The 15,206-nt window shown below is 49.1% G+C and carries 15 protein-coding genes and 1 tRNA gene; 7 read left to right on the top strand and 9 right to left on the bottom strand.

Annotation, left to right across the window (positions count from 1 at the left end; translation table 11 throughout):
- Positions 1-14: 14 nt before the first annotated feature.
- The 6 genes from rplU (at position 15) to folA (ending at position 3,947) form a co-directional block, all read left to right on the top strand.
- Positions 15-326, top strand: a complete 312-nt coding sequence (gene rplU / locus AC6R0L_RS14530) for a 50S ribosomal protein L21 (protein WP_000271393.1) — start codon at positions 15-17, stop codon at positions 324-326.
- Positions 327-346: 20 nt separating this feature from the next.
- Complete coding sequence (gene rpmA / locus AC6R0L_RS14525) at positions 347-604, top strand: 50S ribosomal protein L27 (protein WP_004409945.1); 258 nt, start codon at positions 347-349, stop codon at positions 602-604.
- A 250-nt stretch (positions 605-854) separates the two neighbouring features.
- Positions 855-2,027: an Obg family GTPase CgtA gene (cgtA, locus tag AC6R0L_RS14520; RefSeq protein ID WP_500629568.1), complete on the top strand. Its 1,173-nt coding sequence runs from the start codon at positions 855-857 to the stop codon at positions 2,025-2,027.
- A 158-nt stretch (positions 2,028-2,185) separates the two neighbouring features.
- The gene (locus AC6R0L_RS14515) at positions 2,186-2,953 is read left to right on the top strand and encodes a threonine/serine exporter family protein (RefSeq protein WP_334553596.1); all 768 of its coding nucleotides are present in this window, start codon (positions 2,186-2,188) and stop codon (positions 2,951-2,953) included.
- Positions 2,941-3,432, top strand: coding sequence for a threonine/serine exporter family protein (locus AC6R0L_RS14510; RefSeq protein WP_500629567.1), 492 nt, complete (start codon positions 2,941-2,943; stop codon positions 3,430-3,432). The genes AC6R0L_RS14515 and AC6R0L_RS14510 overlap by 13 nt, the downstream gene beginning before the upstream one ends.
- Positions 3,433-3,467: 35 nt before the next feature.
- Positions 3,468-3,947, top strand: coding sequence for a type 3 dihydrofolate reductase (folA, locus tag AC6R0L_RS14505; RefSeq protein ID WP_500629566.1), 480 nt, complete (start codon positions 3,468-3,470; stop codon positions 3,945-3,947).
- 125 nt (positions 3,948-4,072) lie between these two features.
- Here folA and apaH read toward each other — a convergent pair whose 3' ends face one another.
- The 6 genes from apaH to lptD all read right to left on the bottom strand — a co-directional run bounded on the left by apaH (position 4,073) and on the right by lptD (position 10,869).
- Positions 4,073-4,885 (bottom strand): bis(5'-nucleosyl)-tetraphosphatase (symmetrical) ApaH, encoded by an 813-nt coding sequence (gene apaH / locus AC6R0L_RS14500; RefSeq protein ID WP_500629565.1) that lies wholly within the window; start codon positions 4,883-4,885, stop codon positions 4,073-4,075.
- A gap of 14 nt (positions 4,886-4,899) precedes the next feature.
- Complete coding sequence (apaG, locus tag AC6R0L_RS14495; protein WP_334568374.1) at positions 4,900-5,277, bottom strand: Co2+/Mg2+ efflux facilitator ApaG/CorD; 378 nt, start codon at positions 5,275-5,277, stop codon at positions 4,900-4,902.
- A 65-nt stretch (positions 5,278-5,342) separates the two neighbouring features.
- A complete protein-coding gene (gene rsmA, locus AC6R0L_RS14490; RefSeq protein WP_500629564.1) occupies positions 5,343-6,149 on the bottom strand; it encodes a 16S rRNA (adenine(1518)-N(6)/adenine(1519)-N(6))-dimethyltransferase RsmA in 807 nt (268 codons plus the stop codon).
- Between the two features lie 12 nt (positions 6,150-6,161).
- Complete coding sequence (gene pdxA, locus AC6R0L_RS14485) at positions 6,162-7,163, bottom strand: 4-hydroxythreonine-4-phosphate dehydrogenase PdxA (RefSeq protein WP_500629563.1); 1,002 nt, start codon at positions 7,161-7,163, stop codon at positions 6,162-6,164.
- Positions 7,144-8,439 carry a peptidylprolyl isomerase SurA gene (surA, locus tag AC6R0L_RS14480; RefSeq protein ID WP_500629586.1) on the bottom strand — a complete coding sequence of 432 codons (1,296 nt, stop codon included), beginning with the start codon at positions 8,437-8,439 and terminating at the stop codon, positions 7,144-7,146. The genes pdxA and surA overlap by 20 nt, the downstream gene beginning before the upstream one ends.
- A 51-nt stretch (positions 8,440-8,490) precedes the next feature.
- On the bottom strand, positions 8,491-10,869 hold the full coding sequence (gene lptD / locus AC6R0L_RS14475; RefSeq protein ID WP_500629562.1) for an LPS assembly protein LptD: 2,379 nt from the start codon (positions 10,867-10,869) through the stop codon (positions 8,491-8,493).
- A 148-nt stretch (positions 10,870-11,017) separates the two neighbouring features.
- On the opposite strand from lptD, the gene djlA reads away from it, so the two are divergent.
- Complete coding sequence (gene djlA / locus AC6R0L_RS14470; RefSeq protein ID WP_500629561.1) at positions 11,018-11,869, top strand: co-chaperone DjlA; 852 nt, start codon at positions 11,018-11,020, stop codon at positions 11,867-11,869.
- A 40-nt stretch (positions 11,870-11,909) separates the two neighbouring features.
- Here the strand turns inward: djlA and AC6R0L_RS14465 are convergent, their stop codons facing one another.
- The 3 genes from AC6R0L_RS14465 to rpoD form a co-directional block, all read right to left on the bottom strand.
- Positions 11,910-13,220, bottom strand: coding sequence for a methyl-accepting chemotaxis protein (locus AC6R0L_RS14465; RefSeq protein ID WP_500629560.1), 1,311 nt, complete (start codon positions 13,218-13,220; stop codon positions 11,910-11,912).
- 302 nt (positions 13,221-13,522) lie between these two features.
- Positions 13,523-13,598: transfer RNA gene (locus tag AC6R0L_RS14460), tRNA-Ile, on the bottom strand.
- 148 nt (positions 13,599-13,746) lie between these two features.
- Positions 13,747-15,206 (bottom strand): RNA polymerase sigma factor RpoD (gene rpoD, locus AC6R0L_RS14455; RefSeq protein WP_500629559.1); only part of this gene is annotated, 1,460 nt, incomplete at its 5' end.

Here is a 15,206-nt window from a genome sequence, read left to right as displayed (position 1 = left end):
AAGCGGAGTAAGATATGTACGCTGTTTTCCAATCTGGTGGTAAACAACACCGTGTAAGCGAAGGTCAAACTCTTCGTTTAGAGAAATTAGACGTTGAAACTGGTGCAACTGTTGAATTTGATAAAGTTCTACTTGTTGCTAACGGTGAAGACATTAAAGTTGGTGCTCCTCTAGTAGAGGGCGGTAAAGTTGTAGCAGAAGTTGTACAACACGGTCGTGGCGATAAAGTTAAAATCGTTAAGTTCCGTCGTCGTAAGCACTCTCGTAAGCAACAAGGTCACCGTCAGTGGTTCACGGAAGTGAAGATCACTGGTATCAACGCTTAATCGATTAGGAGAGTTTAACAATGGCACACAAAAAAGCTGGTGGTTCTACTCGTAACGGCCGCGATTCAGAAAGCAAACGTCTAGGTGTTAAGCGTTTCGGTGGTGAATCTGTTCTTGCAGGTAACATCATCGTTCGTCAACGTGGTACTAAGTTCCACGCTGGCACCAACGTTGGTATCGGTAAAGACCACACTCTTTTCGCTCTTACTGAAGGTAAAGTGAAATTTGAAGTGAAAGGTCCTAAGAACCGTAAATTTGTAAGCATCGAAGCTGAATAATTTACCTTCTGACTGAATTCAAAAGCCCTGCCGATTCGGCGGGGTTTTTTATTTATGAACCAATACTCAGGCACTCTGCATAAGAGTCCCTCATTATTGGTTCCCCACGGGCGATGTCCTGCTCAGCTGATGAGATCAAGCTGAAGGTGGAATCTGCTAGAATTTATATCATTCAACCTGAGCGGTTGAGATGATGTTGCAACGCAGCGGCGCACTCAGCGAGGTGCGCGGTAAGAGAGCGGAGTAAGAGATGAAATTCGTTGATGAAGCGGTCGTTAAAGTTCAAGCCGGCGACGGCGGTAGTGGTGTTGTCAGTTTTTGGCGCGAAAAATTCGTAACCAAAGGTGGCCCTGATGGTGGTGATGGTGGTGACGGTGGTGATGTTTACATCCTAGCGGACGAGAACCTCAACACCCTAATTGATTACCGTTTTCAGCGCTTCTATGAAGCAGAGCGTGGCGAAAATGGCCGCGGCGGTAACTGTACGGGTAAACGCGGAAAAGACAAAGTGTTGCGCGTGCCTGTTGGTACACGTGCGGTGGATATCCACACTAATGAAATCGTGGCTGAAGTGGCCGAGCATGGCAAAAAAGTCATGGTCGCAAAAGGCGGTTGGCACGGTTTAGGTAACACGCGTTTTAAATCCTCGGTGAATCGTGCACCACGTCAAAAGACGCTGGGTACGAAAGGTGAAATCCGTGAGCTGCGTTTAGAGCTATTGCTATTGGCCGATGTGGGTATGCTTGGTCTTCCTAATGCGGGTAAATCGACCTTTATTCGCGCCGTTTCTGCGGCGAAGCCGAAAGTGGCGGACTACCCATTCACGACCTTGATCCCAAGCTTGGGTGTGGTCAGTGTTGTCCCAGAGAAAAGCTTTGTTGTCGCCGACATCCCTGGCCTTATCGAAGGCGCGGCTGATGGTGCCGGTCTTGGTATTCGATTCTTGAAGCACCTTGAGCGTTGTCGCGTGTTGCTGCATATGATCGATATCATGCCGATTGATCAATCGGATCCGGTGCAAAATGCGCTGACGATCATTGATGAGCTCGAGCAGTACAGCGAGAAGCTTGCAGATAAGCCGCGTTGGTTGGTCTTCAATAAAGTGGATCTGATACCAGAAGAGGAAGCCAATGAAGTGATTCAAGCTATCCTTGATGCACTGGGTTGGGAAGACGAGTACTTCAAAATCTCTGCCATCAACCGACAAGGTACTAAGGAACTGTGCTACAAGCTGGCTGACTTTATGGAATCTCTACCACGTGAAGAGGAAGAGATCTCTGAAGAAGAGAAGGTCAATTTCATGTGGGATGATTACCACAAAGATGCCATGTCAGGTAAAGATGTCATCACTGAAGATGAAGGCGACTGGGATGATTGGGACGACGAAGAAGACGACGGTCATGTGGTCTACGTCCGCGATTAATTAAACCTTTTTAAACAGCCGCAATCACATATTGCGGCTGTTTTTTTATCTACATCAATACGTATAGTGTGTGTGAGTTGCACAATAGGGCACTTTCTTGATCAATATAAGCAGCCTTTGGCTGTGACTTCTCTCTAATGGAATAGGACATCGGTAATATGGCATCGAAGCAGCGAGCCGTCTCTCGCTTGATTGCCCAAGCAGGGCAAATGCTCTTGGCCCACGGCGCGGAAAGCACGTTGGTGGGCGACTTGATGCGCCGCTTTGGGCGCGCCTCTGGAATGGATGAGGTGGAAATCTCGCTATCATCAAGTTCACTCGTCGTGACGACCTTATATCAGCAGCACTGCATCACCACCACTCGCAGTTGCCCCGACCGCGGCATTAATATGCGTGCTGTCACTCAAATCCAACGTATCTGTATTATGCTTGAGCGCGGCGTGATCGACTATGAGATGGCGCAGCGTAAGCTCAACGCCATCAGCCCCGAACGATATAACCGTTGGTTGGTGGTCGGGATGATTGGCTTATCTTGCGCCGCCTTTAGCCGCTTAGCAGGAGGCGACTGGACGGTGTTTATGATGACCTTTCTCGCCTCATCCGGTGGCATGATCGTGCGCCAAGAGATAGGCCATCGTCACTTTAACCCGCTGATGAACTTTGCCGTGACGGCGTTTGTCACCACAGTGATCTCGGCCCAAGCCGTGATTTATGAGCTGGGTAATGCACCATCGATTGTGATGGCGTCTTCTGTGCTGATGCTCGTACCGGGTTTTCCGTTGATTAATGCGGTGGCTGATATGCTCAAAGGCTACACCAATATGGGCATCGCTCGATTCGTGATGGCAAGCTTACTGACGTTGGCGACCTGTTTGGGCATTGTCGCCGCGATGAGTGTGGTTGGCGTTCGTGGATGGGTGGTGTGATGATGGATATCGGAATGGAACTGTTGTTGGGTCTACTCAATGATATGTTGTTCGCCGCCATACCCGCGGTGGGCTTTGCTCTGGTGTTCAATGTGCCGCAAAAAGCCCTGCTGTATTGCGCACTGGGTGGTGCGATTGGTCATGGCTCACGCTATCTGATGATGCAATTTGGCGTGCCGATTGAGTGGGCGACGTTTTTTGCGGCCATGATCGTCAGCATGGTGGGGATTGTTTGGTCACGCCGCTTTTTGGCGCATCCGAAAGTGTTTACTGTCGCGGCGTTGATCCCCATGGTGCCGGGCGTGTTTGCTTTTAAAGCCATGATTGCATTAGTCGAGCTCAACCATGTGGGTTACAGCCCTGAGTTGGTGGCCATGCTGCTCGAAAACTTTCTCAAGGCGATGTTTATTATTGCAGGATTGGCGGTTGGCTTAGCGATGCCTGGGTTGCTATTCTATCGCCGCAAACCCATTGTATAGCGTTGATATTGCGCAGTCTTGATTAGGAGTAGAGTATGATCATCAGTATGATCGCGGCGATGGCCCAGGATCGTGTCATTGGAAAAGATAACCAAATGCCGTGGCATCTGCCCGCCGACTTTGCGTGGTTCAAGCGCTGTACGATGGGCAAGCCTGTGGTGATGGGGCGCAAAACGTATCAGTCGATTGGTCGTCCTTTACCGGGACGAAGCAATATTGTCATCAGTCGAGACAGCAGTTTGTCTATTGAAGGAGTGACGGTGGTGGCGTCGATTGAGCAGGCGCTTGCCGCGGCTGGCGACGTCGAGGAAGTGATGATCATCGGTGGCGGCTCCATCTATCAACACTGTCTGGCGCAAGCAGATAAGTTGTACCTGACCTTTATTGATGCCAAGGTAGAGGGCGATACCCAGTTCCCAGACTGGGGCGATGCGTATCAAGAAACCTACCGCGAAGCCTACGCTGCGGATGAGACAAATCGCTACGATATGCAGTTTGTGGTGTTAGAAAAGTAGGGCAGTACTCTGGCGCGGACCATTCCCGTTCGCGCTCTTTTTACCTAATAGCGCTTGCACTCGCCCATCCTGTCCTAAGCTCCATCACCCATCACCCATCACCCATCACCCATCACCCCAAACCTCTACGATTTCTTCCCCGCTTCGACACTGTGGTAACGCTGTTTTTCCCAATGGAGTAAGGTCAGTTTTCCGCCCCACACGCAGCCGGTGTCTAAGCCAATCACTTCCTTGCTCTGGTAACCTTCTAAGGCCGCCCAATGACCAAACAGCACGGGCTTTTCCAGTGCGATGCGACTGGGCAGTTTAAACCAAGGCATCAATTCACCGCCGCTCACTTGTTTTGGTGGCAGTTTGCAAGCCATGTCCAGCCGCCCATCGGCAAAACAAAATCGCATCCGCGTGAAGGCATTGATGGTGTAGCGATAGCGCTCTAATCCGCTTAGTGCGCTGTGCCATTTGTCTGGTTGGTTGGCATACATGTTTTCAATCAGCCAAGGCCAATCGTCACTTTTTAAAATCGCTTCCACTTCGGCGGCGCACGCTCTGGCCTCTGCGAGATCCCAGTCAGGTGAGATGCCCGCATGGCACATCACGAACTCGTCATGTTCTGCCAATAACGGCTGTTGTCTCAACCAGTCAAGCAGTGCCTGTTTATCGGGCGCATCAAAAATCGGCGCTGTTTTGTCTTTGTCTTTTTTCTTATGGATACCCAGCGCAACAGCCAGAAGGTGTAAATCGTGGTTACCGAGCACCACTTTGGCGCTCTCGCCAAGGCTTTGGACAAAGCGCAGGGTTTCCAGTGATTTGGGCCCGCGAGCGACCAAATCGCCGGCGAACCAGAGGGTATCTTTTTTGGGTTTGAATTTGATGTTACTGAGGAGTTGCTGCAATTCGTCAAAGCAGCCTTGAATGTCACCGACAATATAGGTAGCCAAACCGTTGTCCTAATTTAGTTAAGAATATTGGGCAGTGCGAGGCGAAAAGGCTCAATCTCGGCATGGAACTCACGGCCTTGCTCATCGTGCATTATGTATTGGCCTTGCATAACACCGACCGGTGTTTCGAGTGCGGTACCACTGCTGTACGTGTATTCATCACCGGCAGCGATAAATGGCTGCTGGCCGACAACGCCATCGCCTTCCACCGTCATCTGCTTGCCATTGGCATCGGTAATCAACCAGCGTCGGCTGATCAATTGCACGGTCTGGTTGCTGAGGTTTTTTATGGTGACCATGTAGGCGAAAATATAGCGCTTCGCGTGTGGTTGAGACTGCTCAGGGATATAGCGAGTATTGACCTGAACTTTGATGCAAGGGTCGACATCCATTTCACACCTCCAAAAAAGAAAAAGGGCGACAATGCGTGGCACTGTCCCCCTTATACTAGATGATTTTATTGATGTTTTGCATCCAGCCAGTTGGCGAGGGAGACAAATTGCTGCAAGGTGAGGTTCTCTGGTCGCATGCCTGGGTTAATACCTAGCTCTTCAAGCGATTCTGCATCAATCAGTGACTTGTAGCAGTTGCGCACGGTTTTACGGCGCTGGTTGAAGCCTTCACGGCAAACGCGATCAAGCCAATTCAAGCTGGTGGCTGGGTAAGGCAGCGTCTCGTAAGGCACCAAACGAACCACAGCTGAGTCGACTTTCGGTGGCGGAACAAACGCAGTCGGCGGCACTTCAAGGACCGGCACCACTTTGCAGTAGTATTGTGCCATCACCGTCAAGCGGCCGTATGCCTTAGTACCAGGGCCAGCAGCGAGGCGGTTCACCACTTCTTTTTGCAACATAAAGTGCATGTCTTGTACGTCTTTATGGTACTCAAAAAGGTGGAACATCAACGGCGTTGAGATGTTGTATGGCAGGTTGCCGAAGATGCGCAGCTTGTTGTTCGGCTTAACGAGTTGCGAGAAGTCGAAACGCATCGCATCGCCTTCATGAATGGTCAGCTTATCCGCCAGTTCAGGGTGATTGCGTAGGCGCTCTGCTAGATCGCGGTCAAGCTCGATCACGGTGAATTTATCCACTTCACGACCGACTGGCTCAGTGATGGCGCCAAGGCCAGGGCCGATCTCAACCAAGTTCTGCCCAGGTAGTGGGTTGATGGCCGAGACGATACCGTCAATGATGTATGGGTCGTTTAAAAAGTTCTGACCAAAGCGTTTACGTGCTTTGTGTCCTAAGTGGACATCGTTTCTCATAATGATCTCAAGTTAACTGGGTTTCTTTTCCACTAGCTCAATGGCATGAGCGAGTGCAGTTCTAAAGCTTCCTGTGTCCGCATCGCCTGTTCCTGCAAGATCTAATGCGGTGCCGTGATCAACGGAGGTCCTAATAAAGGGCAATCCCAAAGTAATGTTTACTGAGCGCCCAAATCCTTTGTATTTTAGTACAGGAAGTACCTGATCGTGGTACATCCCTAATACGGCGTCCGCCTCTTCAAGGTATTTTTCGTTGAAGATGGTGTCAGCGGGTAACGGCCCGATGAGGTCGATGCCATCGCGCTCGCGTAAGCGCTCTAATGTTGGCGTTATCGTCTCTATCTCTTCTCGGCCTAAGCAACCGTCTTCACCTGCGTGTGGGTTTAAGCCACACACGTAAATTTTCGGTGATGGGATCGCAAATTTCTCGACCAAATCTTGGTGAAGAATATGGATGATGGCTTCCAAGCGTTCAGTGGTGACCGCTTTGGACACATACGCTAAAGGTATGTGTGTGGTGACAAGCGCGACGCGCAAGCCTTGTGTCGCCAACATCATGACCACCAGTGGCGTATTCGACTTTTCAGCGAAAAACTCAGTATGGCCACTGAATGCAACACCTGCACGGTTGATGACCCCTTTGTGCACAGGGCCGGTGACAATAGCATCAAATTCACGATTCATACAGCCCAAAGCGGCTCTTTCGAGCGTTTTTAATACGTAGTGACCGTTCGCTTCATTGAGTTCGCCCGCAATACAGGGGGCATCCATCGCAATATGATCGACAATCAGCGTACCTTGACGTTGTGGGCTCGGATCGCTGCCTTGCTCATAATCCAGCAGCTCAACCTCAATACCGAGTTGAGCTGCGCGCTCGGCGAGTAAGGATTTGTCGGCGCACACCACTATCTGATGAGTCCAACTTTCTTTGGAGAGCGCAAGAACTAAGTCTGGGCCAATACCGGCAGGTTCACCGGCGGTGACTACGATACGTCTAATTGTCATCTTGCTCATCCTCAACCATTTCGACAAAGGCGCTGGCGCGGATCTCTTGAATCCATGTGCTGGCTTCTTCATTAAATTTGCGGTTGAACAGGATGCGATACGCGCGGTTTTTCAGCGCAGAGTCCGTGCGGTCCACCTCGCGGCGATCGAGGACTTCGACAATGTGCCAACCATGAACGGTTTTAAATGGCGCACTGATCTCTCCAGCCGGTAAGGTGTCCACTTGGTGTTTGAACTCAGGGACGTAAAGATCTGAGGTTTGATAGCCGAGTTCACCGTCACGTGCAGCTGAACCTGGATCTTGGCTGTATTGCTGCGCCATCTCACCAAAGGTCGCCTCGCCATTGTTGATGCGCTCAATGATGTCGTTCAGCTCTTTTTGTACGCCTTCATCACTCAGGATCACCGTCGGCTTAATCAGGATATGACGTGCGTTGACCTCGGTCACCGCCACGGTTTCTAGCCCTTTTACATCGTCGATTTTGAGGATATGGAAACCGACACCACTGCGAAATGGACCAATGATGGTGCCTTTGTTTTGCAAGCTAATTTGGTCGGCGAAGATGGTCGGCATCTCTTCTTTGCGCATCCAGCCCCAATCACCACCTTCAAGGGCTTTCGGGCCTTTTGAATAGGTGTAGGCCATGGTGCTAAAGTCTTCACCTTGATTGAGGCGTTCAACGAGCGCTGTCGCCTCTTTTTCTACCTCGGCTTTGTCTTCACCGTCGTCGACACGCAACTGAATATGGCTGATTTTGTACTGCACGGTGGCGTTGGTCTCTTGCGCGAGAATATCCGCTAGGTTATCGACCTCAGCCGGCAGAATGTTGATGCGGCGACGGACCAGTGCATTTCGTGCTTCGCTCGCCGCGATTTCTTTGCGGATTTGTTCACGAAACTCAGGATAACTCAAACCTTCACTGACAATAGCGTTGCTCAGTTCTTCGATGGTCTGGTTGTTGTTTTCGGCAATCTCAGCGATGGCTTGGTTAAGACGGTTGTCATCAATACGCACACCCAATCGTTCGGCTTCTTGCTGCTGAATGGTATCAACGATAAGTTTTTCCGTGACTTGTTCACGCAGCGTCGCTTCATCGGGTAACGCTTGGTTGTTTTTACGCGCGTTGGCTTTCAATGTTTTCAGTGATGCGTTGATGTCACTGTGTAAAATCACCCCATCATTGACGATGACAGAAACGCCATCCAGCTCAACCGGCTGCGCGTGAGCGATGGCAACTTGGCTCGCGGCAGCAAGCGCGAGCAGGGTGTGTTTCAATGGTTTCATTAACATCCTATCCATTATTAGGCTCCTGCCGCTGCGCAGCAGGAGAGAGATTTAATTGTTTAAGAAGAATGGGCGACCGTAGCCGAGGGAGTTGCCTGCACTGTCCATCCCTGCCATTCCTGAGCCTGCCCCAATATTTGTGCCAAAGCCGATAATGCCAAAGTTAACACTAAAGTTATTTTCATAGACAGGGTCTGAATCTGGATAACTTGAGAAGCTAGGATCCCAGCTATCCAGCTGATTGCTGTAGGTGAAGCCGATATACCAGCAGTCGTCGGTATAGTTCACTCTCGCCAGCCACTCTAATGCCTCGTTGGTCGTGACATCATGAAAGTACTGAGCACCTACACTCCAGTGGCGGGAGATATTATAGCTGGCCAAAATACCGGCTTGAGAAATACCTTCTTCCGTGATGCTGTCTAGGTCACCTAAGCTGTCGCCTAATGTTTGCTCAATATAGTCTCTCGTGACATATCGGTAATTACCTTGAAGGTAACCACCATTGAATCGATACTCCAGTGTGCTGTTGGCGAGTTGTACCTCTTCCGCATCTATATCGTATTGGATACCACCATGATAAAACAAGAAATCATCATAGTTGAAATCCATTTCGACGGCCCACGCAGAGTAGTTGGATGTGCTATCAGTATCGCTATCAGTGTCACTATCCGTGAGAGACTGGTTTTTTATGCCATTCTTCAAGTAGAAGATTTGTCCAAAGGAGACGTTCAATCTTTCTTTAAACTGGTCGTCTAAGAAACGAGTCGATGCACCGTAGCTAATTTGGTTAGCGTGAGCAATTTGATCAACACCACTGTATCGACGACTGCGAAATAAGCCGTAATAGTCGGTTTGCATCAAGGTTGTATCATATGTTGCGATGTCGCTTTGGTCTTGATTCGGGACGTAGACATATTGAATTTGTGGTTCTAGTGTCTGCGTATAACTGTCTAACACGACAGTATCTCGCTCCAGAATCAGACCTGCGTGAGTTCTAAATTCGGGTATTACACGAGACACGCTCTCTTCTAGTCCATAATAATCACTATCGGAGGAAGTGGTATCAACACCTTCGAGTTCTTGTTGATAGTAGGTACCTAGCAATCGTGCTTCGGTTGTCCATGAACCCCAAGTCGTACCAATAGGAATTTTGAATCCAGGCTCGATGTGCACGCGGGTGGCACTGGGCTTTCCGTCAGCGTCAGTGTCAAAACGGGATATGTGACTGATTACATCAAAGTCTAAATAGCGCAGTACTTCTGGCGCATAGTAGTTAAACTCCAGTTGAGGTAACAGTCGGTACGGAAGGCTGCTAGTACTTTCGGTTAATAGCTGAAAGTCACGAGTGAGGATTGATGCGTCCCAAGAATCACTACGGTACGTCGCTTGTGCTTCTTGAATCAATTGCCCATCTTCTCTATTACCGATACTGGAGTCTACGTGGGAGAAGTAGTCAATATCACTGACTTTTGAGTAATCGACCTCAAACTTCCAGCTTTGTTTAAATATGCCATTGTGTTGCCATTGCAAACCCCAACGATCACCGTAATCAGTGTACTTCTTATCATCTGGCAAGTATTCCGATTTGATATTAGTGTTGCCCAATGTCGACAGATGACGGAATTCACTATTGAGTTGCGTCCCACGGTTTTGCATGTATTTGAGTGTGGTTTCGAGGTCATAGTTTGGTGCTAAGTTCCAGTAAAACGGCACCTCCATTTCAAAACCATCGCTTGAGCCGTATGAGACCGTTGGATACAAAAAGCCTGTCTTACGTGTATCTCCGATAGGTACGGTCAAATAAGGCAAGTAGAATACGGGCACATTGACGATTTCGAAACGCGGATTGTAGAAGGTCGCTTCTTCTTCGTTTTGGTCAACATCGATACTAGAGGCACGCAGTCGCCATGATTTATCACCTTCCGGGCAAGAGGTAATCGTACCGTCTTCGATTTCATACATCGCCTTACCCGTCTTGGACACGTAAACCGCTTCACCGCGCCCTGGCTCACACAAGAATTGATACTGGGTGTTCTCCAATGTCACTTCTTCTGTGTTGAGGTTGTTGGTGGCTTTCTCTGATATACTTTTCAGCTCACCGTCGCTGAACATCACGTTCCCTTCCGCAACCACGATGTTTTCTTGCTGGTGGAGGGTGACGTTATCGGCACGCATCTGCTTCTTGCCTTGAACGACCACAACGTTACCGCTGTAGGTCGCTTTATCGCCGTTGATCGCCTCTAAGCTGTCTGCTTCGACATTGATGGGATCTTGATTCGGGTTATCAGACTCAGGTTCGTTGATTAAGCATTGATCAATAGAGGGCAGTTCCTGCACACTATCGTCTACGGTTACTTCAGATAAGGCCTGAGGGACATAGAGCGCAGCGCCGATCGATGCGGCCAGTAAGGTGCGGGGGAAAAATGACATCGAGTTTTACTATCCTGTTGAACTTGATATATCCGGTGAATAGGTAACCGAATCTAAGATAAAACGGTCTTTATAATAAAGTAAATTGTGGCGTACGGCACTATCAGACCGCGTTGAGAAGAAAAAATTCAGAGGTTGAGAGCATATAATGCACATTTTCGGCAAAATCCTTGGCACTTTTTTTGGTTTTCTGTTTGGAGGACCATTTGGGGCGTTGTTCGGTCTTTTTCTAGGCCATCAGTTTGATAAAGCACGCCGTTTAAGACAGGCGGGGTTCAATAGCGGCTTTGGTGAAGGACCAAGTCAAGCGCAGCGCCAAGAAGAGTTTTTTAAAGCGGCGTTCTCTGTGATGGGGCACGTTGCGAAATCAAAAGGGCAGGTCACTCGCGAGGAGATCCAGCTGGCTTCAACGATGATGGATCGCATGAACCTGCATGGTGAGCAGAAATTAGCGGCACAAGAAGCCTTCAGAGAAGGAAAAAGCGCAGATTTCCCATTGGAGCGAGTCTTAGAGCGTGTCCGCATCTCAACCGGAGGTCGTTTTGATTTGCTGCAGTTTTTTCTCGAGTTACAACTATCTGCAGCGTTTGCGGATGGCGAGATTCACCCGGCAGAGCGCAATGTCCTGCACAAGATTGCACAAGGTTTGGGGTTTTCATCAGAACAACTTGAGCAACGCCTTCGCATGCAAGAAGCGGCGTTTCGTTTTCAACGCGGGGGTTTTGGTGGCAGCAATGATGGGCACTCTCATCAATCTGGCGGGCAGTGGCAGCAAGCGAGTACCGCAGATCAACTGAGCGATGCCTACAAATTACTGGGTATTGATAGCAGCGCTGATGCCAAAGCGATCAAGCGTGCCTATCGTAAACTGATGAATGAGCATCATCCAGATAAGTTGATGGCGAAGGGCCTCCCCCCTGAAATGATGAATGTCGCGAAAGAAAAAGCGCAGGAAATTCAAAACGCTTACGACTTGATTAAGAAAAGCAAAGGCTTTTAATGAAATTACGTGCCCGACGCTGGTCGGGCACATATCTTTATCAATCTTTGACCAGTTGCGTCACCGTATCTGCAACGTTCTGCGCTCCTTGTCGAATCTCGTCAATCAGGGCTTGTGTCTCCTGCAACTGCTGGTTGCATTCGACGACTCTCGCTTGAATCTGCGCCATGGTTCCCTCAGATTCTGAAGTCAACTCACTGTTGCGCTTAACAATATTCCCTATCTCATCGGTCGCTTTCGTTGTATTCGCTGCGAGGTTTCGCACCTCGTCAGCAACAACCGCAAACCCGCGGCCAAACTCCCCTGCGCGTGCGGCCTCTATGGCGGCATTCAGTGCGAGTAAGTTGGTTTGATCGGCAATGTTGGAGATGGTGGTGACAATGTGGGTAATTTGTTGCGATTGCTCCGTCAGTTTCCCCATTAGAGTGGAAGCGGTACTGACTGATACGTCAATTTGATTGGCGACATCGGTCGCGGTACCTAGCGTTCGAGCGCCATCATTGGCAATGTCTAAAGTGTGAAGCGAGGTCTGCTGAGCCACCTTAGAGGCATCTCTTATAGCCTGCTGATGAAGAATTCGGTCAGTGATATCACTGGCAAATTTCACCACACGCACCACCTTGCCATGACGATCAAAAACAGGGTTGTAGGTCGCTTCTAACCACAGTATCTCACCGTGCTTGTTACGTCTTTCAAAGAGCCCGCCTTTGAACTCGCCTTTGGCTAGTGAGGGCCAAAAATTTGGATTGTTGTGGATGAAATCTTCGCTACAAAAAATGTGGTGATGCTGACCTCGAATCTCAGAAAGCTTATAGCCAACACAGGCGCAGAAGTTATCGTTGGCATTGATGATTTCCCCTTTTGGGGTAAATTCAATATAGGCCATGGATTTTTTAAGCGATTCAAAAATGGCTTCTTGATTGTCTAGGCGGTGCTTTTTCTCCGTGACATCACTAGCGACTTTGATCACTTTGACCACTTTATTATTGTCATCTTTTACGGGAACGTAGGTCGCCTCAATCCAAATCTCTTCGCCCCCCTTACGAAGGCGTCTGAAGGTGCCTGTCTGAGGCTGTCCATTGGCTAGATCGCGCCAAAATTGTTGATAATCGGAAGAAGAGGTCAGGATCGAATCACAAAAAAGGCGATGATGTTTACCCTGAACGTCACTCAATTGGTAGCCGAGTGTGTCGAGAAATAAGTGATTTGCGGTGATGACATGACCGTCAGGCTGAAACTCAATGTAGGCAACGCTGGATTTGATGGCGCTGAACACTTGCGCAGAGGTACGCATTCCATTGAGTTCAAGATCAGTGTAAGCAGAGTCTTTACGGCTGCGAAAAAATAACATAAATGGCCTCATTGGCACCAACAGGGTGCGTTAGGTCGATGAAATATAAAAAGGAGTGCTACTTTCTAATGAGTGCTTGTTATCAACCTAGCCGAAAAAGCTGACGCATACTTATACTAACTTAGTTTACATGTGGCACAGATTCAAAAAATGTCTCGTTTTTAAGAGTTTGAAAAATTAGCGTTTACTAATGTTTAAATCTAACGATACGAGAGAGCTGTAGTATGATTAGAGAGGACACGACAATTAAGTATGGGATCTAAAAAGGCGAGTTAACCTTTGGTTACTCGCCTTTTAGAATTTGGTGGCCCCTCCCAGACTTGAACTGGGGACCAATCGATTATGAGTCGACTGCTCTAACCACTGAGCTAAGGGGCCGTAGGGCATCGATTATAGGGGAAGCCCCCGAAGCTGTCTAGCCGCAAGCATGGCTAAATGCGCTTAGTTTTTATTCACTTAAGTCTACTCATAATAAAAAAGGTGAGCGCTTGCTCACCTTTTCATCAATCATGCGTCTTAGCGTGAATTACTCATCCAAGAAGCTGCGCAGAGTTTCTGAGCGGCTAGGGTGGCGCAATTTACGTAGCGCTTTCGCTTCGATCTGACGAATACGCTCACGCGTTACATCGAATTGCTTACCGACTTCTTCCAGAGTGTGGTCTGTGTTCATGTCGATACCAAAGCGCATACGCAGTACTTTTGCTTCACGAGGCGTGAGGCCCGCCAGTACGTCTTTGGTGGCCACTTTCAAGCTGGTGGCAGTGGCAGAATCGAGAGGCAACTCAAGCGTGGTGTCCTCGATAAAATCACCTAGATGCGAATCTTCATCATCACCGATCGGTGTTTCCATTGAGATTGGCTCTTTGGCGATCTTCAGCACTTTACGGATCTTATCTTCTGGCATCTGCATGCGCTCAGCCAGCTCTTCCGGTAGGGGCTCACGACCCATCTCTTGCAACATTTGACGAGAGATACGGTTGAGTTTGTTGATCGTTTCGATCATGTGCACCGGAATACGGATCGTACGTGCTTGGTCTGCAATCGAGCGAGTGATCGCCTGACGAATCCACCACGTTGCGTAGGTCGAGAATTTGTAACCACGACGGTATTCAAATTTGTCGACCGCTTTCATCAAGCCGATGTTACCTTCTTGGATAAGATCCAAGAACTGTAGACCACGGTTGGTGTATTTCTTCGCAATCGAGATAACCAGACGTAAGTTCGCTTCCACCATCTCTTTCTTCGCACGGCGAGCTTTCGCTTCACCAATCGACATACGGCGGCTGATCTCTTTGATGTTTTGCACCGTCAAAGAGGTCTCTTCTTCAATCGCTTTTAGCTTCATGATCGAGCGGCGGATGTCGTCTTCGCTGCGACGAACTTTCTCTGCGTACGGCTTGTCAGAAGCAAGAATCTCATCAAGCCAAGCGTCGCTAGATTCATTGCCGGTAAAGAGCGTAATGAACGATTTCTTCGGCATTTTGCCGTATTCAACGGCCGCTTTCATGATCAGACGTTCTTGAGTACGAACGCGCTCCATCGAGGTGCGAAGTTCATCGACCAAGTAGTCAAACTGCTTCGGCGTCAGACGGAACTCTTTGAATACGTCGAGGACGAGTTCATGAGCGATTTGCGCTTTCGGACTCTCTTTGCCGTACTCGTTACAGGCGAGCTGGAAGTTCTGGAAGGTATTACGCAGCGACGTGAACTTCTCTAGTGCAAGTTCAGGGTCGATGCCAGTATCTTCTTCTGAGTCATCGTCATCTGAATCGTCCTCATCGTCATCCGCATCTTCTTCGTCTTCATCTTTCAAGTCAGACTCTGCGAGCTCAGAACCGATGTGCGTCGCCGTCGGTGCTGTGGTCTCTTCTGCGTCTGGATCAACAAAGCCAGTGATGAGATCGGTAAGACGAAGCTCTTCCGCTTGTACTTTATCGAACTGCTCAAGAATGTATGGGATAGTGCCTGGGTATTCGGCAACAGCGT

The organism is Vibrio sp. R15-SG3-ISO1A, assembly GCF_059833955.1.
The sequence above is the reverse complement of the archived record's forward strand: the minus strand, read 5'-3'. Positions and strand labels throughout refer to the sequence as shown.

Coding starts and splice junctions, on each gene's coding strand:
- rpmA (WP_004409945.1), top strand. CDS start 347: ATGGCACACAAAAAAGCTGGTGGTTCTACTCGTAACGGCCGCGATTCA.
- pdxA (WP_500629563.1), bottom strand. CDS start 7,163: ATGAGCAAGATGACAATTAGACGTATCGTAGTCACCGCCGGTGAACCT.
- folA (WP_500629566.1), top strand. CDS start 3,468: ATGATCATCAGTATGATCGCGGCGATGGCCCAGGATCGTGTCATTGGA.
- rsmA (WP_500629564.1), bottom strand. CDS start 6,149: ATGAGAAACGATGTCCACTTAGGACACAAAGCACGTAAACGCTTTGGT.
- apaG (WP_334568374.1), bottom strand. CDS start 5,277: ATGGATGTCGACCCTTGCATCAAAGTTCAGGTCAATACTCGCTATATC.
- AC6R0L_RS14465 (WP_500629560.1), bottom strand. CDS start 13,220: ATGTTATTTTTTCGCAGCCGTAAAGACTCTGCTTACACTGATCTTGAA.
- surA (WP_500629586.1), bottom strand. CDS start 8,439: ATGAAACCATTGAAACACACCCTGCTCGCGCTTGCTGCCGCGAGCCAA.
- AC6R0L_RS14515 (WP_334553596.1), top strand. CDS start 2,186: ATGGCATCGAAGCAGCGAGCCGTCTCTCGCTTGATTGCCCAAGCAGGG.
- AC6R0L_RS14510 (WP_500629567.1), top strand. CDS start 2,941: ATGGGTGGTGTGATGATGGATATCGGAATGGAACTGTTGTTGGGTCTA.
- lptD (WP_500629562.1), bottom strand. CDS start 10,869: ATGTCATTTTTCCCCCGCACCTTACTGGCCGCATCGATCGGCGCTGCG.
- cgtA (WP_500629568.1), top strand. CDS start 855: ATGAAATTCGTTGATGAAGCGGTCGTTAAAGTTCAAGCCGGCGACGGC.
- rplU (WP_000271393.1), top strand. CDS start 15: ATGTACGCTGTTTTCCAATCTGGTGGTAAACAACACCGTGTAAGCGAA.
- djlA (WP_500629561.1), top strand. CDS start 11,018: ATGCACATTTTCGGCAAAATCCTTGGCACTTTTTTTGGTTTTCTGTTT.